The sequence below is a fragment of the Flagellimonas ulvae genome, assembly GCF_049333175.1.
Lineage (GTDB): Bacteria > Bacteroidota > Bacteroidia > Flavobacteriales > Flavobacteriaceae > Flagellimonas.
Window position 1 is genome coordinate 3,170,207 of sequence record NZ_CP186325.1, and the last position, 23,560, is coordinate 3,193,766.

General features: G+C 38.2%; 24 protein-coding genes and 1 tRNA gene. 16 read left to right on the top strand and 9 right to left on the bottom strand.

Going from position 1 to position 23,560, the window contains the following annotated elements; genetic code table 11:
- Positions 1-39: 39 nt before the first annotated feature.
- The 3 genes from serS to ACOKFD_RS14640 are packed head-to-tail and all read right to left on the bottom strand — an operon-like array spanning position 40 to position 3,611.
- The gene (serS, locus tag ACOKFD_RS14630) at positions 40-1,311 is read right to left on the bottom strand and encodes a serine--tRNA ligase (RefSeq protein WP_298995177.1); all 1,272 of its coding nucleotides are present in this window, start codon (positions 1,309-1,311) and stop codon (positions 40-42) included.
- A 55-nt stretch (positions 1,312-1,366) separates the two neighbouring features.
- Complete coding sequence (locus tag ACOKFD_RS14635; protein ID WP_422858585.1) at positions 1,367-2,683, bottom strand: HTTM domain-containing protein; 1,317 nt, start codon at positions 2,681-2,683, stop codon at positions 1,367-1,369.
- On the bottom strand, positions 2,676-3,611 hold the full coding sequence (locus tag ACOKFD_RS14640; protein ID WP_422858586.1) for a bifunctional riboflavin kinase/FAD synthetase: 936 nt from the start codon (positions 3,609-3,611) through the stop codon (positions 2,676-2,678). The genes ACOKFD_RS14635 and ACOKFD_RS14640 overlap by 8 nt, the downstream gene beginning before the upstream one ends.
- A gap of 30 nt (positions 3,612-3,641) precedes the next feature.
- On the opposite strand from ACOKFD_RS14640, the gene ACOKFD_RS14645 reads away from it, so the two are divergent.
- On the top strand, positions 3,642-7,430 hold the full coding sequence (locus ACOKFD_RS14645) for a reprolysin-like metallopeptidase (RefSeq protein WP_422858587.1): 3,789 nt from the start codon (positions 3,642-3,644) through the stop codon (positions 7,428-7,430).
- Positions 7,427-8,113, top strand: a complete 687-nt coding sequence (locus ACOKFD_RS14650) for a hypothetical protein (RefSeq protein WP_422858588.1) — start codon at positions 7,427-7,429, stop codon at positions 8,111-8,113. Before ACOKFD_RS14645 ends, ACOKFD_RS14650 begins: the two co-directional genes overlap by 4 nt.
- 2 nt (positions 8,114-8,115) lie before the next feature.
- Here ACOKFD_RS14650 and pth read toward each other — a convergent pair whose 3' ends face one another.
- From pth to ACOKFD_RS14665, 3 genes are all read right to left on the bottom strand, one after another.
- A complete protein-coding gene (gene pth, locus ACOKFD_RS14655) occupies positions 8,116-8,745 on the bottom strand; it encodes an aminoacyl-tRNA hydrolase (protein ID WP_422858589.1) in 630 nt (209 codons plus the stop codon).
- Between the two features lie 82 nt (positions 8,746-8,827).
- Positions 8,828-9,469, bottom strand: coding sequence for a 50S ribosomal protein L25/general stress protein Ctc (locus ACOKFD_RS14660; RefSeq protein ID WP_422858590.1), 642 nt, complete (start codon positions 9,467-9,469; stop codon positions 8,828-8,830).
- 17 nt (positions 9,470-9,486) lie between these two features.
- Positions 9,487-10,428, bottom strand: a complete 942-nt coding sequence (locus ACOKFD_RS14665; protein WP_298995157.1) for a ribose-phosphate pyrophosphokinase — start codon at positions 10,426-10,428, stop codon at positions 9,487-9,489.
- A 221-nt stretch (positions 10,429-10,649) separates the two neighbouring features.
- Here ACOKFD_RS14665 and ACOKFD_RS14670 point away from each other — a divergent pair.
- From ACOKFD_RS14670 to ACOKFD_RS14680, 3 genes are all read left to right on the top strand, one after another.
- A tRNA-Leu gene (locus ACOKFD_RS14670) sits at positions 10,650-10,731 on the top strand.
- A gap of 508 nt (positions 10,732-11,239) precedes the next feature.
- Positions 11,240-12,082, top strand: coding sequence for a bifunctional helix-turn-helix domain-containing protein/methylated-DNA--[protein]-cysteine S-methyltransferase (locus tag ACOKFD_RS14675; protein WP_422858591.1), 843 nt, complete (start codon positions 11,240-11,242; stop codon positions 12,080-12,082).
- A 72-nt stretch (positions 12,083-12,154) separates the two neighbouring features.
- Entirely contained in the window at positions 12,155-12,886 is a 732-nt protein-coding gene (locus tag ACOKFD_RS14680) for an SDR family NAD(P)-dependent oxidoreductase (protein WP_422858592.1), read from the top strand.
- An 87-nt stretch (positions 12,887-12,973) separates the two neighbouring features.
- On the opposite strand, the gene ACOKFD_RS14685 is transcribed toward ACOKFD_RS14680, so the two are convergent.
- Positions 12,974-13,594 carry an NAD(P)H-dependent oxidoreductase gene (locus ACOKFD_RS14685; protein ID WP_422858593.1) on the bottom strand — a complete coding sequence of 207 codons (621 nt, stop codon included), beginning with the start codon at positions 13,592-13,594 and terminating at the stop codon, positions 12,974-12,976.
- An 82-nt stretch (positions 13,595-13,676) separates the two neighbouring features.
- Between ACOKFD_RS14685 and ACOKFD_RS14690 the strand changes: the two genes are divergently transcribed.
- From ACOKFD_RS14690 to ACOKFD_RS14715, 6 genes are all read left to right on the top strand, one after another.
- Positions 13,677-14,582, top strand: a complete 906-nt coding sequence (locus ACOKFD_RS14690; RefSeq protein ID WP_422858594.1) for a LysR family transcriptional regulator — start codon at positions 13,677-13,679, stop codon at positions 14,580-14,582.
- A 727-nt stretch (positions 14,583-15,309) separates the two neighbouring features.
- A complete protein-coding gene (locus ACOKFD_RS14695; RefSeq protein WP_422858595.1) occupies positions 15,310-15,654 on the top strand; it encodes a single-stranded DNA-binding protein in 345 nt (114 codons plus the stop codon).
- Between the two features lie 73 nt (positions 15,655-15,727).
- Entirely contained in the window at positions 15,728-16,108 is a 381-nt protein-coding gene (locus ACOKFD_RS14700; RefSeq protein ID WP_422858596.1) for a DUF6876 family protein, read from the top strand.
- A gap of 445 nt (positions 16,109-16,553) precedes the next feature.
- Positions 16,554-16,934: a BfmA/BtgA family mobilization protein gene (locus ACOKFD_RS14705; RefSeq protein WP_422858597.1), complete on the top strand. Its 381-nt coding sequence runs from the start codon at positions 16,554-16,556 to the stop codon at positions 16,932-16,934.
- A gap of 10 nt (positions 16,935-16,944) precedes the next feature.
- Complete coding sequence (gene mobB, locus ACOKFD_RS14710) at positions 16,945-17,976, top strand: MobB family relaxase (protein ID WP_422858598.1); 1,032 nt, start codon at positions 16,945-16,947, stop codon at positions 17,974-17,976.
- Positions 17,973-19,412: a type IV secretory system conjugative DNA transfer family protein gene (locus ACOKFD_RS14715; protein WP_422858599.1), complete on the top strand. Its 1,440-nt coding sequence runs from the start codon at positions 17,973-17,975 to the stop codon at positions 19,410-19,412. The genes mobB and ACOKFD_RS14715 overlap by 4 nt, the downstream gene beginning before the upstream one ends.
- Positions 19,413-19,557: 145 nt before the next feature.
- Here ACOKFD_RS14715 and ACOKFD_RS14720 read toward each other — a convergent pair whose 3' ends face one another.
- Both ACOKFD_RS14720 and ACOKFD_RS14725 read right to left on the bottom strand, forming a co-directional pair.
- The gene (locus ACOKFD_RS14720) at positions 19,558-20,754 is read right to left on the bottom strand and encodes a multidrug effflux MFS transporter (RefSeq protein ID WP_422858600.1); all 1,197 of its coding nucleotides are present in this window, start codon (positions 20,752-20,754) and stop codon (positions 19,558-19,560) included.
- Positions 20,755-20,764: 10 nt separating this feature from the next.
- Positions 20,765-21,445 (bottom strand): hypothetical protein, encoded by a 681-nt coding sequence (locus tag ACOKFD_RS14725; RefSeq protein ID WP_422858601.1) that lies wholly within the window; start codon positions 21,443-21,445, stop codon positions 20,765-20,767.
- Positions 21,446-21,527: 82 nt separating this feature from the next.
- Between ACOKFD_RS14725 and ACOKFD_RS14730 the strand changes: the two genes are divergently transcribed.
- The 5 genes from ACOKFD_RS14730 (at position 21,528) to ACOKFD_RS14750 (ending at position 23,548) form a co-directional block, all read left to right on the top strand.
- Positions 21,528-22,112: a TetR/AcrR family transcriptional regulator gene (locus ACOKFD_RS14730; RefSeq protein ID WP_422858602.1), complete on the top strand. Its 585-nt coding sequence runs from the start codon at positions 21,528-21,530 to the stop codon at positions 22,110-22,112.
- Between the two features lie 74 nt (positions 22,113-22,186).
- Positions 22,187-22,618 (top strand): hypothetical protein, encoded by a 432-nt coding sequence (locus ACOKFD_RS14735; RefSeq protein ID WP_422858603.1) that lies wholly within the window; start codon positions 22,187-22,189, stop codon positions 22,616-22,618.
- Between the two features lies 1 nt (position 22,619).
- Complete coding sequence (locus ACOKFD_RS14740) at positions 22,620-22,946, top strand: DUF3817 domain-containing protein (RefSeq protein WP_422858604.1); 327 nt, start codon at positions 22,620-22,622, stop codon at positions 22,944-22,946.
- Positions 22,943-23,302, top strand: a complete 360-nt coding sequence (locus ACOKFD_RS14745) for a rhodanese-like domain-containing protein (RefSeq protein ID WP_422858605.1) — start codon at positions 22,943-22,945, stop codon at positions 23,300-23,302. Before ACOKFD_RS14740 ends, ACOKFD_RS14745 begins: the two co-directional genes overlap by 4 nt.
- Entirely contained in the window at positions 23,303-23,548 is a 246-nt protein-coding gene (locus tag ACOKFD_RS14750) for a hypothetical protein (protein ID WP_422858606.1), read from the top strand.
- Positions 23,549-23,560 lie beyond the last annotated feature (12 nt).

The following is a 23,560-nucleotide window of genomic DNA, read 5'->3' on the forward strand; positions in this document are numbered from 1 at the left end:
GGGAAAGTTTGATTTTTATGTTAATTGATTCTCAAAAACTCAATCTATGATATCAAACCCACAATAAGGTTTCAAAACTTCAGGTATCTTGATTCCATCTTCTGTTTGATAATTCTCTAAGATTCCAGCCAAAACCCTAGGCAGCGCTAATGAACTCCCGTTAAGGGTATGGGCCAATTGGCTTTTTCCATTCTTGTCTTTAAATCGAAGTTTAAGTCGATTGGCTTGAAAAGTCTCAAAATTGGAAACCGAACTTATTTCCAACCAACGGTCTTGAGCTGTAGAGAACACTTCAAAATCAAAAGTGAGCGCAGCGGTAAAGCCTAAATCTCCCCCGCAAAGTCTCAAGATTCGATAAGGCAATTTAAGATCTCGAAGAATATCTTTAACATGTTCCACCATTCCGTCGAGAGCTTTATATGAAGCATCTGGGTGTTCTATGCGCACTAACTCCACTTTATCGAATTGATGCAGTCGATTAAGACCTCTCACATGAGCACCATAACTTCCAGCTTCTCTTCTAAAACACGGAGTGTATCCAGTGTACGCAATGGGAAAATCTTTTTCAGCAAGCAAATCCCCTCGATGCATATTGGTGATGGGAACTTCAGAAGTAGGAATAAGATATAGATCATCTTCTTGAACATGGTACATCTGTCCTTCCTTATCCGGCAATTGCCCCGTGCCATATCCTGAAGCTTCATTGATCATCAATGGAGGTTGTACTTCAAAATATCCGGCATCAGTATTTTTATCCAAAAAATACGAAATTAAAGCGCGTTGTAGCCTAGCGCCTTTTCCTTTATATATTGGAAAACCTGCTCCTGTAATCTTAGCTCCTAATTCAAAATCAATTAAGCCATATTTTTTAGCGAGTTCCCAATGCGGAAGTGCACCTTCGTTCAACTTGGGAACGTCCCCTTCGCGAAAAATTTCTTCATTGTCCTCATCTGAATTTCCTGCAGGTACCGATTGGTGTGGCACGTTGGGGATTTGATATAGGTTTTGCTGAAGCGCTTCGGCTGCTTCGTTCAAATCCTCACTCAGTTGTTTTGAACTTTCTTTTAGCTCAGCAGTTTTTGCTTTTAGAAGATTCGCTTCTTCAGCTTTACCGCTCTTGTAAAGCATACCTATTTCTTTGGATAGCTTGTTTGATTCCGCCAGAGCATTGTCTAGTTTGGCTTGGATGGAACGTCTTTTTTCGTCCAATTCCAATACGGTATCCAATATGGATTCCGCGTCAAAGTTTCGCTTTTTCAATGCTTGGCAAACTGCATCCTTGTTTTCACGTAGTACCTGTAACTGAAGCATGAACTGGGTTTTAGAACGGCAAATTTACATCAATCTGCGAAAGGAGAACAACAGATTAATCGCTTTGTGAAGGACGAATCCACTCATTGTGTGAAAAGTGTTTCCACGGTATACTTGCCAGGTCAACCTTTGGGTCAATGAATTCTGAATACTTGCCTTGGTTTACTTTTACCCGATTAATAGCAAATACTTGGATATCTTCTCCTTTTTTTGCGTATTCCTTTTTGAGATATTGCGCAAATTGCCAAGTAAAATCAGGATAGCAAGCCACTTTTCTTTTCTGTTTCTTGGTCAAATGATCATTAAGTTTTACATATTCGGATTTGCCATTTTCCTTGTTCACCACCTTAAAACGGATATTCCCGGAACGGCTTCTTAGCATCATTCTCCAGCTTAACCGGTGTCCCTCCTCTGTCCAGAGCACATCATCAGGAAAGGTATGATGGCGAAGTGGGAGTAAGAGCTGGGTAATAAAATAAATACCCAATGCTCCAACAATCCATTTGTACTTTGAAGGATAGGAAACTTCTTGTGGAACTTCAACCTTTTTCTTTTTCAAAAAGATGTTTCTGATGGTTTGGGGGTCATAAAAGAAAACTATGAAGGCTAAGGATAAATAGGGGAATATCCCTATTTGAAAAACAATGCTGTTGAACAAATGGAAGAAAATGGAAAATATGAAAGCAACGTTTCTGGTGGGTTTCCAAAGCAAAGCAGGAACTACCAATAAATCAAAGAAAATCCCAAAGAAGCCTATAATCTTATGGACCCATTTTTGCTGAAGTAAATCGCCAATCAAGAAATAGTCTTTCTTACCGCTCATCAGAATCTCTATGATGCTAAAATCCAACCAATCACCATAAAGTTTGGCTATGGAAGCGTAGGTATACACAATAAAGAGCTGAAGTATAATTATCCATCTAAAAAAGTTGGACATGCTATGCGAACGAAAACTAGGATTCAGCTTGCTGTCCAGCGAAACGTCTCGATGTGCCGGGAACATAGCCATGATAAAGCCCAAAAGCATCAATAAGTAATAATGGTTGTTGTACGAGGTCTTTTGCATGAGGTATACCCCAGCCCACATAAAAGCAAAAGTGAGGGCGCTGAAACGATATTTATACCCAATTGTGATGAGTATGCCCATGATGCCCATTACGATAAAATAGATGTACATGCCATTGCCTGGTAAGGGCTGCAACCATTCAAACCCAATAAAGGAAAAAGTAAATTTGGGCTCAATAAAAGTTCGGCGTACCCATCCAGTGGCAATAGCGCCAAAAGCTTCGGCACAAATCAGGAGTCCATAGAAAATCCTAAAAACAACCAATTGGGCATTGTCTATTTTTTTAAATAGAAATTGATTAAGCATGGTGTTTTGCTATTAATTCCAATGACTGCTGTTTGTCTTTTTTGAGCTGCTTCTGTAATTCTTCCACAGATTCAAACTTGTGTTCATCCCTAAGGCGATGTAGTAGCTTTACCTGAACAAATCTATCGTACAGGTCTGCATTTAAATCAAAAAAATTAACTTCAATGCTTTGTTCTTTTCCTGAGACCGTGGGATTGCTCCCAATATTCATCATGCCATAATACTGTTTGGAATCCAATTCACCCGTAACAACATACACTCCCTTTTTTGGAATTAGTTTGTAGGACTCTTGTATGTGAATGTTGGCTGTTGGAAACCCAAATTTTTTACCCAATCCTTTACCTGTTTTAATGGTTCCGGATAGCAAATAAGAATAGCCTAAATAGGCATTGGCCGTGCTGATATCGCCATCTAACAAAGCGTTTCTGATTTTTGTGGAACTTACGGAAACATCATCAATTTCTTGTGCAGGTATTTCCTCTACTTCAAAATCCAAACTATTCCCAAACCCTATAAGGTCCTGTATGCTGGCATTACGATTTCTTCCAAATCTATGATCATATCCAATAATGATTCTTTTGGTGTTCAAAGTATTGACCAAAATATCTCGAACAAATTCGGTAGCGGACAATCTGGAAAATTCCTTGGTAAATGGATGGATGATTAAGTTGTCGAGCCCTAAACTTTTCAAAATCTCAACTTTTTCGTCAAGCGTATTTAAGAGCTTAATATCGGTGTCCTTTTGCAAAACCATTCTGGGATGAGGGAAAAATGTAAGTACTGTGGATTTGTGCCCTGCGGTTTTGGCATCATTTATGAGGCGTTCCAGTATCTTGCGATGTCCAATATGAACGCCATCAAAGGTGCCGATGGTCACGGCAGTTGAAATTGAACTTTTAAACTGGGAAATACCTTGGATTGTCTTCACTAAAAACAAAAAAATAAAAAAGCCTTATTTTTGAAACAACTTACAGCCCACTTATGCATGATAGCTAAATTACGTCTTGTTTGTTCAATTACCATATTTTTTAGCTTCTTTTACACTTCCGCCCAACAAGAGTATTGGAGCCAATCATCCACTAGCGGACTGAAGAGTATTTCCGTAGGTAATTTAAAAACTGAGAATAAGGTTTTTACTTTGAATTCTTTGGATTTCCAAAAGGAATTAAATGCCCTCAGTGCTTCAAAATCCACAACAAACCTTGTATACCTTCCTAAAGCTGATGGGAATATTATTCCATTCAAGCTGCAAGAGAAGTCGGTCTTACATCCAGAGTTGGCAAAAAAGTTTCCAAACATCAAATCGTTTGTGGGAAAAAGCTTGGATGGAAAGTATAGAGTTAGATTGAGCAGTTCTCACAAAGGGTTGCAAAGTATGATAGTTCAGTTAGATGGACATGAGGCTACTTTTATGGAGCCTGTCCTTGGCCAAAAAGGAGCCTATGTGGTTTATGATAAGAGTAATTCAGCAAAGACCGCGTTTGTTTGTGGAACGGAAAAGATAAAGCAACAAGTTCTAAAGACCTTGAACCCGCTTGTTGATGACCAGGTTTTAAGGACGTTTAGAATAGCGGTTTCTACCACGGGGGAATATACAGCCTATCATGGAGGAACTGTGGCCGATGCACTTGCAGCTGTCAATGCGACTTTGACCAGAGTAAACGAAGTGTTTGAAACGGATTTAGGAGCAACTTTGCAGTTGATTCCCAACAATGATTTGGTCATTTTTACAAATGCAGCAACGGACCCGTACAATGGGAACCTAAATACGCAGACGCAAAGTACCTTAACGTCAACTATTGGTGAAGCTAATTATGATGTGGGACATCTTTTTGCTAGGGCGCAACAAGGGCAGGACAATGGTAATGCGGGATTCATAGGATCGGTGTGCCAAGATAATCGAAAGGGTAGTGCATTTGCATCTGCTTTTATACCAGAAGGCGATGTGTTTGATTTGGATTTTGTAGCACATGAATTGGGACATCAGTTTGGAGCAAACCACACTTGGTCTTTTGAATCGGAGAGTACTGGAGTTCAAGCAGAGCCGGCAAGCGGAACTACTATTATGGGGTATGCAGGAATTGTTCCAGGTAATGACGTGGAGCCCAACGGAGATGATTACTTTCATTATAATAGCATAGTTCAAATCCGTGATTATTTGGAAACGGTCAGTTGTGGCGTTTCATCTGGCTTGTCAAACAATCCACCTTCGGTTACTCCTATAGGAGACTTTGTAATCCCTATTGGTACTGCTTTTGTATTAGAAGGAATTGCGACAGATCCAGACTTAGGAGATGTGCTCACTTACGCTTGGGAACAAATTGATGATGGTGTTGTAACCACTGCATCATTTGGACCAGAAAACCCTTCAGGCGCCAATTTCAGGTCCTTGCGGCCTTCAACCAACCCAGCTCGATATTTTCCTAGATTGTCTCGAGTGGCCCAAGGTAATCTGACTCAGACCAATCCTCCTGAAAGTAGTGCTTGGGAAACGGTATCTAATATCCAACGGGATTTAAATTTTGCATTAACAGTACGAGATAATGCCACTGGCGGAGGGCAGGTCATATCGGATATATTGAACGTGAAGGTTGTCAATTCTGCGGGCCCATTTGAAGTAACATCACAAGAAAGCAATATAACCTATGATGCAGGTAGCGCCCAAACTATAACTTGGGATGTGGCTAATACCGATGTTTCTCCCATCAACGCCCAGACCGTAGATATTTTTCTAAGTACGGATGGAGGAAACTCATTTCCTATTTTACTTCTTGAAAATACGCTTAATGATGGCAGTGAAGAAGTGCTGCTTCCAGGAGATGCGACTAATTCTGCCCGAATCATGGTAAAGGCAAGTGACAACGTGTTTTTTGCTATGAATTCCTCGAACTTCACCATTCAAACGTCTCAAGTGGTTTTGGATTTTGAAAGTTTATCTTTTGAAGTATGCGAACCTAACGATTTAGTAATTCCATTTAATTATCAAACCTTTAATGGTTTTAGTGAGACTTCTACCTTTTCCGCAGATGTTCCAGTAGGTATGTCGGCTGTTTTTTCACCTACACAAGGTATTGCCAACAATACAGCAGTGAATTTAACTTTGTCTGGAACCAATGCGGTTGCTCCGGGCGAGTATCCAATCACAGTTAGAGCTACGTCTGCTTCCCAAACCACAGAGGTCGATTTAAATGTGAGTGTTCAAAACACAACCTTTTCCAATGTCACTCTGCTTTCTCCTCTTAACGCTGCCACCAATGTTTCTCTTGAAACCGAATTCAATTGGCAAAGTGAACCAAATAGTAGTTCCTATACCATTGAAATTGCAACCGATAATGGTTTTGCCAATATTGTGGAAGCCGAAAATACGGTCTTTAATACCTACAAAACGAATTCTTTACAACCTGAGACCAACTATTTTTGGAGAATACGTCCCGAAAATAATTGTGGACAGGGAAGTTTCAGTGCACCTTTTTCCTTTACAACCATAAATGTCAATTGCCAAAACAAAGAGACTAACGACACCCCGATTACCATATCGCAAGCCGGGGTTTCAACACAAACGGCCACTATTCAATTTATAGAAGACTTACCTGTTGCGGACTTAAATGTAGCATTGGTCCTTAATCACACTTTTGTTGGGGATTTGGTGATAAATCTTATTTCTCCTTCAGGTACTAAGGTGGCACTTCTGGCCAATACTTGTGGAGAGTTAAATAATATTAATGCCACGTTTGATGATGATGGAACTGAAATAGTTTGTTCAGGAAATCCGGTAATATCTGGAACGGTAAAACCGATAGGGGATTTGTCTGCGTTTAGGGGTGAGCCAACCTTTGGAGAATGGACATTGGAAGTTAGCGATACTGCTCCAGGAGATGGAGGTTCTATACAATCATTTTCTCTGGAAATCTGTGCTGAGGGTAATTTTAGACCCGATGCTGATGGAGATGGGGTTTTTGATGATGGAGATGACCTTTGCTTGGGTACTCCAGCGGGAACTGAGGTGGATGTGACAGGGTGCCCTGTAAATCGATTGCCAGCAGATAATTTTTTGGTAGAAATAAACAGTGAAAGCTGTAGAAACAATAATGATGGTACTATAGAGATAACACCTGTGAATAACTCCTTGATGTATACAGCTGTTTTGGATGATGGGTCTTCAACGACAAGTTCTGACTTTTCTTCCTCTGGTTTGTTTGAAAATCTTAGTGCTGGAAATTATAGTTTATGCATCTCTGCAACGGACGGTACCATTACCTATCAAGAAACTTGTTTTGATATTATATTGACCGAACCGGAACCCTTATCGGTTGTTGCATCTGCAGAAGGTAGTATTGCATCATTGATTTTAGACGGTGGGACTTTATATAATGTGGAGCTAAATGGATTGGTGACCCAAACTGAAGACTCGGAAATAGAATTAAATCTGAAGAATGGATTAAATACCTTAAGGGTGTCCACTGGATTACCTTGTCAAGGAACTTTTGTGAGAACCTTTGTGGTGGGTTCTGTGGGGATTTTGTACCCCAATCCTGTGGATAAAGAGACCAAGCTTTTTGTTAATGAATTAAGAGGTGATGTCAACCTAAAAGTGTTTTCTGCAACTGGTAGATTGGTAATGGAAGACAATAGGACGATAAGTGCTAGGGAGCTGGTAATGGACTTTTCTTCATTGTCAACAGGAACCTATTACTTGCGAATTGAGGGGGAAGGGTTTAATGACGTATATAAAATGATAAAACGATGAGGTGTTTTACGATTTTGGGGGTATTGGGGCTGATTATGATTTCATGCGGGGGTAGTGACGACCCACCTCCAACTCCAGGAACAGTACAGTTAATATTTCCGGAAGAAAACTCGGAGTGCACAACTGGCGTGAGCGTAAACGAAGAATTGAGTCAAGTTACGTTTGAATGGCAAGCTTCGGAAAACACAGAAAGCTATACGCTTAGGGCAATAAATCTGAATACGAATACACCACAAACCATTACTACGGCTTCTACATCAGCAAGTATTTCCATAAATAAGGGGACCCCCTATTCTTGGTCTGTAAGCTCAACAAATTCTCAATCCAACGAGACTTCAATCAGCGAGACATGGCTTTTTTATAATGCAGGTTCGCAGACCACATATGCTCCATTTCCGGCTCAACTGCAAAGCCCTGCTTCTGGTTCAACAATCTCGCCCAATGCATCCAACGAAGTGGTTTTAGATTGGCTAGGTGCCGATGTGGAAAATGACATAGAAGGATATCAAGTGTTTTTTTCAAACCAAAACCCGCCGACCACAGAATTGGGAGCATTTGATGCCTTCACTTCCTCAGTATCTGCTTCTGTATCTGCCAATACGGTTTATTTCTGGAGAGTGATAACCCGAGATGCCGAGGGGAACACTTCGGATTCAGGAGTATTTGAATTTAAAACCCTTTAAGTTTAGGTTCCGTTGTATTGGTTCATGGTGTTTTTTGCACCAGCAAAAATGAAGGATTTAACGAGTTCACAAGATTTTTCCAGCCGTTCTTGTAAAATGGTCCGTTCTTCTTCGTTCCATTTTCCCAAAACATATTCTATTTGTCTCCCTTTGCCAAAATTAGCACTTATCCCAAATCGAAATCGGGGATATTGAGCAGTTTGCAAAAGGTCCTGAATATTCTTCAAACCATTATGACCACCATCACTCCCTTTAGTTTTTAGACGCAGTGTTCCAAAAGGAAGATTAATGTCATCTGTGACAATCAAAACATTGTCTAAAGGAATCTTCTCCTTTTCCATCCAGTACTTTACAGCTTTTCCGCTTAAATTCATGTAGGTGGATGGTTTTAGGCAAAGCACACTTTTCCCCTTATGCTTAAAGGTTCCAATTTCACCAAGTTTGGCGGTCTCAAATGAAAACTCTTGCTGTTGTGCCAGATAATCTAGAATTTTAAAACCAATATTATGACGTGTTTCTTCATATTCAGAACCAATATTTCCAAGTCCAACGATTAAGAATTTTTTCATGGTTTCTTTTTCTTCAAGTATTGGCGAATTGAAGCCTAACAGATTTTGTATGAGGTTCCACATTTAATATATTGTCTATCACAAAATGAAAAGCATCCCGCTAATGTAATCATCAGGGGATGCTTCTATGTATTTTGAAATGAAACTATTCAGCGGCAGCTGCTTCTGGAGCAGCAGTTTCTCCACCTTCAGTTGTTTCACCTTCTGCTTCTTCATCCTCCTCTTCTTCATCAGCAACAGATGTTCTAGAGGCTTTAACCTGAACAACCGCGGTGCTATCAGGGTGAAGAATGGTATAATCATCGTTCAGTAGAGTTTCCACTGGAATAGTACCACCAATTTTGAGTTTGGAGATATCAACCGTAACAAAATCGGGAAGTAAATCTGGCAACGCCTTGATAGAAAGCTTGCGTTTTCTGAAAAGAAGACGACCACCATTTCGTACCCCAGGAGAATTTCCTTCCAAACGTACAGGGATATTCATGGTAACAGGTTTGTCCTTGAATAACTGATAAAAATCGATATGAAGGATTTTGTCGGTCACTGGGTGGAACTGAATATCCTGCAAAACCGCTTCCAACTTGGTGCCATCTTCCAGCTCAATTACAGCTGTATGGGCATTGGGGGTGTACACTAAATGTCTGAACGCCAGTTCATCTGCTGAAAAGTGCAATGGTTTTTCCCCTCCGTACAGCACGCAAGGGACCTTTCCAGCATTACGTAAGGCTTTGGTAGATACCTTGCCCACGCTTTCTCTTTGGGATCCTTTGATAGTAATTGACTTCATTATATTGAATTAAAAATTTACATTAAAAATTTGGACGAAATTGACGTGTTATGGTGTACACGATGCATTACATCCGCAAACAAATCAGCACAGCTCAACACCTTTACTTTGTTATGTGATGTTCCAACAGGGATAGAGTCTGTTACAATAAGTTCTGTTAATTGCGAGTTTTCTATTTTTTCAAAAGCGTCGCCAGATAACAAACCATGGGTTGTGATTGCTCTGACACTTTTCGCCCCTCTTTCCATCATTAAGTCTGCAGCCTTGGTTAAAGTGCCTGCCGTATCCACTAAATCATCTACTAAAACCACATTTTTATTGGTCACATCACCAATCAGTTCCATGTGAGAGATTACATTGGCTTTGGCGCGCTGCTTGTAACAAATAACCACATCACTTTCCAAAGCTCTTGAATATGCATAGGCCCTTTTGGAACCTCCCATATCTGGTGACGCAATGCATAGGTTATCAAGATTCAATTCCTTTAGATAGGGTAAAAACAAAGTAGAAGCAAACAAATGGTCTACTGGTTTTTCAAAGAATCCTTGAATTTGGTCTGCATGCAAATCCATGGTTATGATACGGGTTGCCCCTGCTGTCTCTAACATTTTGGCCACAAGTTTTGCGGCAATTGGTACCCGAGGTTTGTCCTTTCGGTCTTGTCGAGCCCATCCAAAATAGGGCATTACCGCGGTAATATGCCTTGCCGAAGCTCTTTTGGCCGCATCCAACATCAACAACATTTCCATAAGATTCTGCGGACCTGGATTAGTGGAGCCAATAATGAAAATCCTAGCACCTCGAATGGATTCTTCAAAAGACGGTTGGAATTCCCCATCGCTATATCGGGAAAAGCGTATGTTACCCAAATCAGCACCATAGGACTTTGCTATTTTTTCAGCCAAAACCGTACTTTGGGTGCAGGCAAAAATTTTGGGTTCTGGAACTTGATACGCCATTGTAAACTATTGTTGTCTAGTTTTTTAAAACTATCTTTTTTTAAAGAGGTGCAAATTTAAAAATTTATTCGGCTTGCTAAAGGATAAATGTGAAATTTTAGTTTTGCGGATACAAAGTATTTTTTAGCTTTGCAGTCCCAATTTTAACGGGAGCCTTTTTTTAAGCCTTGGTGGCGGAATTGGTAGACGCGCTGGATTCAAAATCCAGATTTTAAATAGAGGCCTCGGTGGCGGAATTGGTAGACGCGCCGGATTCAAAATCCGGTTCTTTCGGGAGTGTGGGTTCGATTCCCACCCGAGGTACAAAAAAGCTGAGATAAAAATCTCGGCTTTTTTTATGCCCAGGTACAACATAGGTACAACATTTTGATGTTTTCTTTTCACAATTAAGATTTAAATGATTTGATATTAAATGAATTGAATTTATATTTCTTACTTGCTGATATTACTTAATTTGTAAACCACTCAGCACATTCCCAAACATTTCGTTGCATTTCACTTCGGGAAATGAACTTCACTCAAATAATCTAGGACACAATCCACAATTTCAGCTTTCAATTCTGTTAATCCCTCCCGCTAGGGTCAGGAAGGAACACTTTGTTCCCAAGCCAAAATTATGGATTAAGTCCACTTCAACTTCTAATAAAAAGGAAAGAACGGTAGTCAATGGTTACGCAATAGGATAGTATTAATATCTCTTACAGATATAATACGTTGTTCGTCATATAAAAAAAGTCCGTGCATACAGCAAGTTTCGGGTTTTATTGGAGTAGAATCAATTCTATTTTTACTGTTTTAAAATCTGATTTTTATGAATAATCAAGAATATATCAATTATACTCGAATAGCAGAAGCTATCGAATACATTCAAAAAAACTTCAAGGACCAACCAAATTTGGATGAAATTGCGGAACATGTTAATTTAAGTCCTTTTCATTTTCAAAGACTTTTTACCGATTGGGCAGGTGTTAGTCCTAAAAAATTCTTACAATTTATTAGTGTTCAACACGCAAAAAAAATCCTAAACAATCCGCAATCTACATTATTTGATACCGCTTACAAAACAGGACTTTCAGGAACTGGTAGATTACACGATTTATTCGTAAAAATCGAGGGGATGACACCAGGTGAATACAAAAACAAAGGCGAAAACCTAACCATAAATTATAGCTTCACACAGAGTAGGTTTGGTAGGGTTTTAGTTGCTTCAACCCGGAAAGGTATCTGTTATATGGGCTTTTCTGACAATATAGAAATTGCATTTTCAGCGTTGCAAAAACGTTTTCCAAAAGCCAATTTTATTCAGCAAACGGACGAAATTCAACAAAATGTGCTACAGATTTACACACAAGATTGGAGCAAAATCAACAAAATAAAATTGCACCTAAAAGGAACGGATTTTCAGTTAAAAGTCTGGGAAGCTCTTTTAAAAATCCCAACGGGAAATTTAGCCACTTACAGCAATATTGCTAAATCTATCAAAAAGCCAAATGCTTCAAGAGCAGTTGGTACTGCAATTGGAAAAAACCCTATAGCTTTTTTAGTTCCTTGCCACAGAGTAATTCAATCAACAGGAGTGTTTGGAGGTTATATGTGGGGTACTACTCGAAAAACCGCCATAATTGGTTGGGAGGCATCCCAAAATAGTAGATAGTAAGAGAGCAAGAAATGGGTTTTACCCAGTATATCTTCAATTTAGTTTTGCATAATACATTAAAATAAAATTATGCAAACGTTAAAAGACAAAGTTATCCTTGTTACAGGTGCTAACAGAGGAATAGGGAAATCATTGGTCAAAGAATCATTAAATAAAGGAGCTAAAAAAGTTTACGCCACTTGTCGAGATTTAAGTAAAATGCCAAAATTTGAGGATACAAGGGTTGTTATTCTCGAACTTGATGTAACCAATGACTACCAAATCGAACAAGTATTAAAACAGGCATCAGACACAGAGGTTCTCATTAACAATGCAGGCGTATTAAGTGCTGGCTCTATTCTAAAGGGAGAAATTGCCGATATAAAAAAAGATATGAATGTTAACTATTATGGAACTTTAGGAATGATGAAATCTTTTTCATCAGTTTTGGAAAGTAATTCGCCTTCAAGAATGATAAATATCACATCAATTGTTGCATATTCCCCTTTGCCGTCAATAGCAGGCTATTCAGCTTCAAAAGCTGCACTTCTTTCTGCCACCTATTCTGTGCGAATTGAACTAGCTAAAAAAGGTGTTACCGTTCACGCAGTAAATCCAGGTGCAATAGATACAGATATGAATAAAGGAAGCGATTGGGATATGCCATCACCTGATAATGTAGCCAAAGTAATTCTAGACAAAGTAGAGAATGAAGAATTGGATATAATCCCGGAGGATATTGGACTTGGAATGTTTAAAGCTTGGAAAGAAGACCCTAAAAAGTTAGCAGAAATATTTCACAATATCTATCATGCTGAATAAAAAGTACGAACATACCACCTAATTAAGAACTAAGTCTTTTTAAGCTAAATTAGAACAAATACTGACCTGATCATTGGTGGATAAACATTAATTTGGAAACCATCTGTCAACCAAAGTTTTTATTTCAAATTTAGCACTCTCAAGAATTGAATTTAATTGGGCTTTATTTTGGTCTAAACCAAAAGCTAAAATCTGTTCTGAAGATATTCCCATAAAATCAAAATTTTGTTTTGTGGTTAGTGAAGCGTATTCTTTAATATCATCAGAATTATTGTAAGCGAATCCACTTACCATAATTGTTAAAGCTTTTTTATCAATACAAAGACCTGTAAAACCAGTTTCGGGATTGAAGGAAAATGTTTTTTCACTAACCACTATAGCATCTACCCAAGCTTTTACAGTAGCAGGCATGGTAAAATTATAAATTGGGAAAGCCAATACAATGTTGTCTGCATTTAAAACATCTTCCGTAAGCTTGTGATGATTAGATAAAATTGAAAGTTCTTTTTCTGAAAAGTCTCTTTTCCCCATATTCCATTGCATAATTAAATTCAGATTTTCTTGAAGCAACAAATCTGGTGGAGTCTTTACCAAATCTAAGTGTTTAATTTTTGTTTTTTTGTCAGCGAGTTTTACAAATTCATCAAATAAAACTTTTGTGTAAGAGCCATTTCTTGGAGTGTAACTTATTACTAGTGTTTGAGTCATGTTCTTTATGTTTTTTGACAAAAGTAAATCTATCTTATTGATAACTTTAATTATTTTTGTTTGCTTATTAATAATAAAAATTATGATTAACTTAGAATGGCTGAGGACTTTTAGTGCTATATATGAATGCAACAATATTACGGAAGCTTCAAAGAAGTTGAATATGACTCAACCTGGAGTTAGCAAACATTTATCTGCACTAGAAAGCCATATTGGAAAAAAGCTATTTGAAAGAACGACCCGAAAATTAGCGCCTACCGAATACGGTAAGTTTTTATATACACAAATTAATAATCCATTACAGGAATTAGAAAAAGTAGAATATTATTCTGGTCAAAGGGCAAGAAAAGAACGACATGCTATTACAATTGGTTGTACTATGGACTTTTTTAAAAAAGAACTAATCAATAAAATTTACTCTTTTGATATGTACATCGTTACCCATTTTGGAACTGAAAAAGACTTGATAGAAGCTCTTGAAATGGACAAAATCCAATTATTGGTAGGAGTAAAAAAACATAACGTTTACGACCATCAATTCACATATATAAAAAATGAATCACTAGAATTAATATGTTCAGGAAACATTGAGATTCCAAAAAATATTGAAAAAAGTGAGCAGGAATTTATCAAATGGATACAAAAGCAAACTTGGTTTACTTATGACAATAACCAAAATGATATAAAAAGGTTCTGGCATTCTAGATTCAATACTAATCCTAGAATAGTCCCAAGATATATTTTGCCGTCTTATTTTGACATAATAGAAACTTTAAAAACAAATAGTGGATTTAGTATAGTACCTAAACATTTGTGTGGAGAAGGGTTAAACAAAAATTTGATTAAGACACCAGTTAAGTCTTCTAAAAAGATAGAACAAAAACTATTTTATTCATTTAAGCCTAAGAACACCAACTTGAAGGGAATCAGGCTTTTTATAGAGAAAATGAAAAAAACTAATGTGAACAAAGAACTGAGAGAAATCTAAAGTTTTGATTTACTTTCTATTGAAAAAATCCGCACTAGATTATTATACAAAACCGTTCAATAGGCTCAGCACATTCCCCTACATTCCGTTACTCTTCATTCCGGGAAAAGAGCTTCACTCAAATATTCTTGGACACAATCCACAATTTTAGCTTTCCATTCCGCCAACCCTTCCCGCTTAGGCCGGGAAGGAACGCTTCATTCCCTAGCTAAAATTGGAGATTTAGTCCGCTTTTTCAACGGAAAGACATCGCCTTGGTTTTCTTAACGGTATTTACGGCAAGGACTTCCTGAGTCCTTCCTCAAAAATCCCTAAAAACCAAACCGCTGTCTTACACATTTTAAGGGGTTTATAATGGCTGAAGCCTTTGCTGTTTTTCGGGTCATCGAAAAACGGGACGTGCATAACCAATTCTAAATTAAACCCAGCCGCTTACCTCGCTTAACTGTCGGTACGCTCAGATCGCAACCGGCTTTAAAAGAATTGCTAATGCCCTTATGGAACTTGTCAAGACCATGACGAGTTTCCGTGAAAAATAAGGTATCTACTTCCTTGAAATTCCAAGGAATTTACTACGTCGCAGACACACCTGATTTTCCACTAAAAGTCTTGACAAAACCCACTTCACCCATTGGTGCCCTGCACGGAAGAAATCAAACAAACACCCCTTAAAATTTAATTATGATTGAATGGAAAAGGGATAACAGTAATCTTTAAATCTTTAGTTATGAGTATGATTAAAAATCACGTGCAATTGATTGGAAACGTTGGGCAGGACCCAATCATTACGAACCTTGAAAGCGGGAAGAAAGTTGCCCGATTTTCTGTAGCCACAAATGAGAACTACAAAGACAGCAAAGGCGAGAAACAAATGGACACTAATTGGCATACTATTGTTGCCTGGGGCAAGACTGCTGAAATTGTCGAACAGTATGTGGTGAAAGGAAAGGAAGTGGGTATTGCCGGAAAGCTAAAAACAAGAACCTACGCCACTGACGATGGCAACCAACGCTATGTTACCGAGGTGGTCGCAGGTGAAATCCTATTGATGGGTTCAAAGGATAACAAGTAATCAAAAGAAAGAGGGCGTGCCTGTTGAAAAGACGCGCCCTCTTTTCATTATCCAAACTTAAAATTATTGAACAATGAAAGCTCAAGTTAATGAAATAAATGAGAATTTACAGCACTTCACGGGAACAGAAGTGTTTTACCAAATACCACTATTGAGAACAAGATTCACCGATGGTTTGAAATACCTGTCCGAAGTTGTCGAATGCTTTTGGCTTATTACGGATGCTTCGGTAATAGCGAAAAGTCTAATGAACCGGAGCAAGTTTATCACCATCGATTTTCAAAGGTTGTCCGAGGACAAACAAGACTACACAGGTTATGAGGCTGAAATCATTTACAGCGATGGCAACAACAATGTTTTGGAAACACACCGTTACAACGCGACCGATTTTCCACTAGATGAACTACGATTGTTCTTTGTAAATAATACATTAATGTTACCGAGTGAATATTGAGAGTTTCTTGACTTGAACAATACACCCTTGACTATTCAGGGGTGTTTTCCTTTTTTGATAGGCCATCAGAACCAAGAAAAAAACGTATCTTTATTTTGCTGAAATACGGCAACAAAATTTATATAGCTATCCTATTTTTTGACTTTCGCTGGTAGCTATATCCATCCATGTTTTAGGCTTTGTAATTGTTGAAATTCCCAAAAAATGCAATCAGCTTTTTAGCTGAATGGTATGGAATTTTCGTCCCGCTCGCGGGACGAAATGGAATAGCAAGAGGGTAACACGCTGCGCGGTGTTAGGTATTCCATTTCTGCCGTAAATCGTTGGTTTTTAGGTGTATAAAAATCATCCGGATTTTAGATTTTCCATGATTTACGTCAAATGCCCTCAAAACGCCTGAAAATAGGGATGGATTTACGTCAAATCTTCAAAAAAGCGAAAGAAAATGGACTCATTCATCACTATCCGGTTCAAACGGAAAACCGCCAAACGATTTCAGGAATTTTCGAAGATGCACTTTAAGACGCACACCCAAGCGATGGAAGCTATTCTCGATTTTTTCTTCTACAACGAGATTTCACCCAAGGAAAATTTAGGGCCTACCGGACGTACCATAGAGGCCAAATTATTGAAGCGCATCAATGCGGTGATTGCTATTATGCGAGATGTGGAAAAAACGCAGACCAAGCCTACGGTAGCGATGTTGCAATCTCTTTTTGAAGTAGATGAGCCTAAAAAGAAACCGCTGATTTTAGAAAAGAAGTTTACCCAAGAGCGGAATGAAACAAAGTTTAAAGAGAAGCTAAACCAATCAAACGAACTTTAAAATCTGGACTATGTATATCACTATCACCGCACAAAAATTAGGAACGAATTATTCGCAGAGCTCAGCGGATTTTGTGGACTACCTCGAAAAGGAAAACGAGGGTCTAGAAAAAGAAGAGATGGAACATTTCTTTAATCAATATGGCGATGAGATTTCAGCTAAAGAGGTGGTCAAAGAAATTGATGGAAATACGGCAAAACTCAAAAAGAAAGAACCAAAATTCTATTCCATCACGGTCAGTCCTTCAAAATATGAATTGCGAAAACTCGAAAGTAGTAGCGAAGATTTAAAACGATATACACGAGAACTGATGAAGGATTATGCGGCAAGTTTCAATCGGGAAATCAATGGACGACCTGTTACGGTAGATGACATTAAATACTTCGCCAAAATTGAACACCAACGGACTTTTAAAGGTACAGATTTTCAGGTACGGGAAAACCAACCTTTTGCTGCAAAGATTCTTGAGTTAAAACAAGAAGTCTGGAAAATTCAACAATGCGAAGCAAAGGGAAATATCGATAGGTTAAAGCTAAAAATTGCCAAACTGGAACGCGAAGCACCACATCAGCAAAACGGAAAGCGTATTGTCCAGGGAATGAAGAAACCTGGAAACCAAAGCCACATTCATATTATCGTCAGCCGAAAGAATGCATCCAATTCCTTCAGTCTTTCCCCAGGAAACAAACACAAAGCCTCTGAAGTAGAGATGCACGGTAAAAAGGTAAAACGTGGTTTTGACCGTGACCAATTTTTTGAGCGTGCAGAAAAGACTTTTGACAAGACCTTTGGTTACAAACGTAACTATGCTGAAACCTACAAAGCAAAGAAGGATTTTGTGAAGAACCCGAAACTTTACTTTGCAGCTTTGATAAAATTGCCAGCCAATGAAAAAGCCTTAGCCTTTAAGATGATGGGTAAATCAGGTGTGCCATTGATGCCTAACATCCCAACAAGTAAAGTACAACTAGCACTTAAAGTTATTAAACAGTTGCGAAAAGGCGCAGAAATTGCAGTTAAATCAAGCTCTATTGGGATATGAATTGGTCATTGGTAGAAATAGTGATTTATGTAGTAGTGCCTATCCTGTCATCTGTAATATTTTTCTATGCTTTTTACGATAATGAACCTACTGGTAAAACAGATAAGAAATATCAGGTAAAGTTTCCGACGAAATCGGGAAACTTAAAAATTGATAACATAAAGCGTGGTACATCCGTCATAGGATCTGCAGGAAGTGGGAAGACCGAAAGTGTGGTATATGGATTTCTAAAGCACTTTAGTGAAAACGGTTTTTGCGGTATCATACATGACTACAAAGATTTTGAATTAACTGAAATGGCATATCCGCTTTTCAAGGATAGCAACATCCCTATGAAGGTCATCTCTTTTGACAGGATTATCCACAGGGTCAATCCCATTGCACCAAAGTACTTAGAGAATGAAGAAAGTGTCAACGAAGTTTCAAGGGTACTTATTGAAAACCTTTTGGAACAACGAGAATCGGGAACTACCGGAACAACTAAATTCTTTAACGATGCCGCAGAAGGTTTGATTGGCGGTTTGATTTGGAAACTGAAAACGGATTATCCACAGTTCTGCACACTACCACATTTGATTGCTATATACCAAATGCTTGATACTGATAGCCTGGTCCAGTTTTTGGAGACCAACACCACATCAAGGGCAATGGCCGATGCATTTATTAGCGGAAAGGATTCTGAACGGCAGACCGCAGGTGTAAAAAGTACCCTGGCCAATGCGCTGAAACGCATCAGCACCCAACGTATTTTTATGGCATTGTCCGCAGATGAGGTACCATTGAATATAAATAATCGAGAAAATCCGGCGGTGATATCGGTAGTGAACAATCCCAAATTCGAGACATCTTATTCACCCATAATCGCTACCATAATTCACACCATTACCAAACAGATGAGCGTGCGTAATTCCAATCCATCGTTTTTATTGATGGAAGAAGCACCTACAATTCGTCTACTTAATATGCACCGCATTCCCGCAACACTGAGAAGCTATGACATTGCCACTATTTATGTAATGCAGGACAAAATCCAAAACGATATGATGTATGGTGACAAAGCAAGCAAAGCAATTTTGAGCAACCTGTCCTATCAGTTTTTTGGAAAAGTAAACGACCCGGACACGGCCAAATACTATGAACGTTTTTTTGAAATCATCAAAAGCCCAACAAGAAGTGTAAGCAAGGCTGCCAATATCTTTAAAACCGATACGCGCATTACTAAAGGCGAGAGAGAGGTTTCAAAAAGGCGTGCTGATGTCTTTTTCAGATTGAAACAAGGTGAGTTTATCACGTTTGCCGATGGGAACGATAAGAAAGTAAGGTTTAAACTTTCCAAAATAGAAAAGTACCTTCCAAGTTCACAGCCTATTTCAGCATCCGAAATAGAAAAAAACTACAATGAAATTTATAGCAAAGTCAAGTCCATATTCAAGTGAAAATTCCAACTTTTTTATCGGTGTCAAACTAGAACCAATCAAATATCAATATTGAAATCAGAATTGGATAGGATGTATAAATCCAGAGACAATACAATTTTCATATAAAAACTAAGCTAGGAGACACTTAAATCACAAATAACCTTCAAGTCATCTTTAGAAAAAATAGACTAAGAATTCCACAAACCAAAAAACCAATTGCAATCGGGAAAAGTGTACTTGCCATAAATTGACCAATGCACATAGCTATAGTTACCCCAAGAATGGTAGAGGTAAAAGTAAATAGCGAAGCACCAACGCCTGCAATATGGCCTATCTTTTCCATTGCCAGTGCGCTGACATTACCGAAAATAAAACCAAAGGAAAAGAATTGAATGATTAAGAACATCAGTACAAATGAAATAGAAGGATTGTAATCGCCCCAAAAAAGCCATAAAAAGATAGAAGATGAAGCAATAAAAACCACTAGAGCTAAATGGATTAAGTTCTTCATGCCATATTTAAGAACCAACGAACCATTGAAAAAAGTGGCGATTCCGAGCGCCAAAGAGATTCCACCAAAGATGTAGGGAAACTCATCTATAAGCCCATATTGATTTTGAAATATATGTTTGGAGTTGCTTAAATAAGCAATAAAGGCCCCCTCCATAAGAGCTGATATTAGGGTGCATAAAATAGCATTTCTGCTGCTCACAAATTCAAAGAAGCTGTTAACATAGTTAGCGGTGTTAAAACGTTTTCTTTTGGTCTTCGGTAATGTCTCTTTTTGTCGGAAGTAAAACCAAGTAGTCGTTGTTAAAACAAAAAGCAATTGAAAATAGAAAATGGCCTGCCAATCAAAATTGAGCAAAATCACCTGACCTATAATTGGAGCTATCATTGGTACTATAACAAATATGATTGTAATAAAGGAAATTATCCTTGCCATGTTATCTCCACTGTAAACATCCCTCACTATGGAAATACTTACCGTTTTCGGTGCCGCCAATCCAATACCCTGGAGCACTCTACCGAAAAGCATTGTTTCAAAGTTTTTTGAGTAGATGCATATGACGCTGCCTATGGCGAATATCCCGACCCCGACAAAGACGATAGGTTTCCTGCCATAACTGTCCGATAAACTTCCAAAAACAAACTGACCAATCCCCAATCCTAAAAAAATCATTGAAATGATATATTGCAAACTTGGAGGATGTTGATTGTCTATGGTATTCCCAATGTCGGTCAAAGCGGGTAAAATAGCATCGATTGACAGTGCTACATTCGACATCAAAAAAGCCATTAGAGCGATAAACTCCAGTTCCGTTTTTGCGTATTCCCTTTTTGCGTTGAGGAAAGCCATAGCCTGCTATCTAAAAGATTAACGCCCTAATAAACAGACCGTAATTTGATTTGGTTATTTCGCTATTGTCGAATTGGTCAAAGTTAGTGGCCAGCCCGAATTGAATATTGTCTAATTGAAGTCCTAGCCTAAGTTGCTGGTAGCCCCTATTATAGTTTTCAAAATCTGTGATCACTAAAAATTGACTGCGAAAATAACCTTTCAACTTATCGCTCAAATTGGGTTTGTACTCAAATAGGGTAAAATGAGTGTATTCCTTGTCGCCATTGATATTCATTGAGGGAAATATCACCAGAAGTACGGTTTTTGACACATAAGCGTATTGAGCACCAACAATGGCAAATGTTCCGGGACGCTGTATTTCTCCCCCGATTCCAACTGAAAAACCTTTCCCTAGATTATAAGAAAATAAATTAGAGACCACGAAAATGTTATTTTGATTGTTCTCGTGCTCCGCTTCAAATGAGGTTACATTGAAAAAATTGAATCTGTCACCGAACAGATTCTTATTTATTACGTGTTGGTAATACATGGCCCTGTTGCCACCGAATAATTCAACTGGAAGGGGTGGCTGTTGTCCAAGGGAGCAGATAGGAATAAATTGAATAAAAAAGATTGCAATGACGAACTTCGGTAGGTCAAGGCTCCAAATAAGAGGGATATTTTTTGATAGGATTTTGGGACTTCTCATTGCCTCCATTTAATTCTTGGATATTGTTTGTTTCTTTTTGGGTAAAAGTAGTATTTTTGTAAAACATACCAAATGGTCAGTTATGAATAAAGGAAAATTAACACGTTTGAACATACTTCAAAAAGCGTTTGAACTTTCGTATCAAAAAGGATATCAAGCTACAAGTGTTGATGATATTATACACTTTACCACAGTGACAAAGGGATCCTTTTTCTACCATTTCAAGAACAAAGAAGAAATGGGACTGGCGATGATTAATGAAGTGATGTTGCCTGGAATGAGAAAGTCCTTTATAGAACCCTTAAAAGACGGCGATACCTCAAAGAGAGTAATTATTAAAATGATGAGATACATTCTCTTGGAAGACCCCAATTTTGATACAAGATACGGATGCCCAGCGGTTAATATCATTGAGGAAATGGCGCCGATTAATCAACGGTTCAGCAAGGCGATTACCAATTTAACGGACGAGGTTTTGTCAAAAATTGAAGAGGTTGTCGATTTAGGTGTAGAAAGAGGCGAGATGAATAAGGATGTCAATTCAAAACAAGTGGCCAATTTTGTAATGTCAGGGTATATGGGGGTAAGAACCCTTGGTAAATTGTACGGAACAAAGTCTTATGATATTTACCTGAAGGAATTGAAAAAGTATCTGGACAGCTTATAATTTTTTTAAAATAAAAACATACCATTTGGTAAGTTAATTTTATGTATAATACCGTTTTAGTCTTACATAGTATTATGAAGTGGTTAGTACTGCTGCTACTCATCAGTTCAATTATAAAATCCTTTCATGGATTTTATAAAAACACCCCTTTTAGTAAATCCAGCAATTCTTTAAGGCATTGGACTGCTACCATCGCCCATATTCAATTGATGTTGGGAATAACGTTATATGCGCAAAGCCCAATTACGAAATACTTTTGGAACAACTTTGGCCAGGCTTCAAAGCATTTGGATAGCCTATTCTTCGGGATTATCCACATGCTTTTAATGCTTGTTGCCATAGCCATCATCACAATAGGTTCCGCAAAATCGAAAAGAAAGGAGTCAGCGAAGGACAAGTTCAAAACAATGGCCATTTGGTTCACGATAGGTCTGATACTGATTATAGTTGCTATTCCATGGCCATTTTCACCCCTAGCAGCTAGGCCCTACATAAGATTATTCTAATATGAAACGATATTTAAATTCCAGTATTGGTAGACTAAGGGTTCTTGCCATCTTAGAGGGTACTTCGTTGCTCATACTCATATTTGTTGCGGTACCTATAAAGTACATCCTGTTAAACCCAGTTCCAGTTAAATGGGTTGGTCAAATCCATGGTATCCTGTTTATTCTTTTTGTGTTCAACGCCCTTAAGGTTGGGGTGGAAGAACACTGGTCTTTTGCAAAAACAACATGGAAGGTAATCGTTGCCTGTTTTGTGCCATTTGGCACATTCTATATAGACAGAAAAATTCTAGCCAAAGCTCACAAATCAAACACTCATCGGCAATGAAAAAAGTCTGGGTAATACTTATAATTATTGGAGTAATCTATACGGTCTATAAAATTTACCAACAGAAAAACATAGACCCCAATCTAAAAGAATTGATTGCTAAAGGTGCAGTTATATTGGATGTAAGAACCCAGAGTGAATACGAAGGTGGCCACATTAAGAACGCGCTTAATTTTTCTTTAGGAGAAATTAGGGAAAGATATGTTGAACTGGATACTTCCAAAACCTATATCACCTATTGTTCACATGGTTTAAGGAGTATTAAAGTGAAGAATCTCTTAAGAGAAAGAGGGTTTAAACGGGTCTATAATGCGGGTTCACAAAGTGATTTGGAGGAAATACTTAAAGAAGATTAAATGATTCTGATTTTTAAGACATCTGTTAGAGACTTAGAGGATATTGAGGTTTTAAAAAACGAATTAAACAAAGTGCCTACAATGGTTAGGTGGAACTTTGATTTGGAAGATATTGATAACGTGCTTCGTGTGGAAAGTATTCAAGATGTCACAACTGAACTTGTCCATGTATTGAATGATAAAGGGTTTGAATGTGAGGATTTGGATGACGGCGTTATGTTAAACATGACTTGCACAGAGGATTGAGCGGAACTTTAG